1 protein-coding gene is annotated in these 1,378 nt (G+C 69.2%); it reads left to right on the forward strand.

What is annotated here, in order from left to right:
* Positions 1–1,378, forward strand: a 1,378-nt coding sequence (locus tag EOA27_RS36555) for a pseudouridine synthase (RefSeq protein ID WP_245491325.1), incomplete at both ends; no start/stop codon positions are given.

A 1,378-nucleotide genomic window follows, 5' to 3' on the forward strand; every position in this document is an offset into this window, starting at 1 on the left:
CGCAAAGGTCCGCCGCGTGACGGTAAGCCCTTCGAGAAGCGCGAAGGCCGCAAGTCCTTTGCGCCACGCGGTGACCGGCCGATGAGCGCCGAAGGCGAGCGCCCGGCCCGCGATTTCAAGCGCAGCTACAAGCCGCGTGAAATGGGCGAGGGCGCGGAGCGCGGCGACCGGCCGTTCCGCAAAGGCCCGCCGCGCGACGGCAAGCCCTTCGAGAAGCGCGAAGGCCGCAAGCCCTTTGTGCCACGCGGTGACCGGCCGGTGGCCGCTGAAGGCGAGCGTGGCGAACGCCGTTTCGACAGTCCCAAGCGCGACTTCGGCGAGCGCCCTGCACGCGACTTTGCCGACCGGCCGAAGCGTGACTTCAGCGATCGCCCGCGCGGCGCGGGAAAGCCCGAGGGCGGCTTCAAGCCGCGCCCGCGTCCCTCGGAAGCCGCGCCGGAGGCCGGCGAGCGCATCGCCAAGCGGCTGGCGCGTGCCGGCATCGCCTCACGCCGCGACGCCGAGGAATTGATCGCGGCCGGCCGCGTCAAGGTCAACGGCAAGGTGTTGGACTCGCCGGCCTTTAACGTCAGCGCCACCGACGTCATTCATCTCGACGGCACCGAGATACCACCGATCGAGCGCACGCGCCTGTTCCTGTTCCACAAGCCGGCGGGCGTCGTTACCACCAACCGCGATCCGGAAGGCCGCAAGACCGTCTTCGACGTGCTGCCGTCCGACCTGCCGCGGCTGATGACGATCGGCCGCCTCGACATCAACACCGAAGGCCTGCTGCTGCTCACCAATGACGGCGGCCTGTCGCGCGTGCTCGAACTGCCGGCCACCGGCTGGCTGCGGCGCTACCGCGCGCGCGTCCACGGCAAGGTCGAGGAAAGCGCGCTCGCCGGCTTGCGTGAGGGCATCGCCGTCGACGGCGTCTTCTACGGTTCGATCGAGGCCTCGCTTGACCGCGAGCAGGGCACCAACGCATGGCTGACGCTCGGCCTGCGCGAAGGCAAGAACCGCGAGGTGAAGAACATCCTCGGCGCGCTTGGCCTCGATGTGACGCGGCTGATCCGCATCTCCTATGGCCCCTTCCAGCTGGAAGATCTGCCCGAGGGCCATGTGCTGGAGATCAAGGGCCGGGTGCTGCGCGAGCAACTCGGCGAGCGGCTGATCGAGGAAGCCGGCGCCAATTTCGACGCCGAGATCCAAAAACCGTTTTCCAACAAGCCGGTGCGCGGCGGCGGTCCGCGCCGCGAAGAAGCCGACCGGCCGAAATTCACGCGCGACGGCGACCGTCGGCCGATCGGCGAGGGCGGACTGATCAAGGCGCGCAAGCGCCGCGAGGACAGCCGCGATGAGGAGCTGAGCAAGCTCTCGACCAAACCGGACCTGG

The organism is Mesorhizobium sp. M2A.F.Ca.ET.037.01.1.1 (assembly GCF_003998075.1).
Classification (GTDB): domain Bacteria; phylum Pseudomonadota; class Alphaproteobacteria; order Rhizobiales; family Rhizobiaceae; genus Mesorhizobium.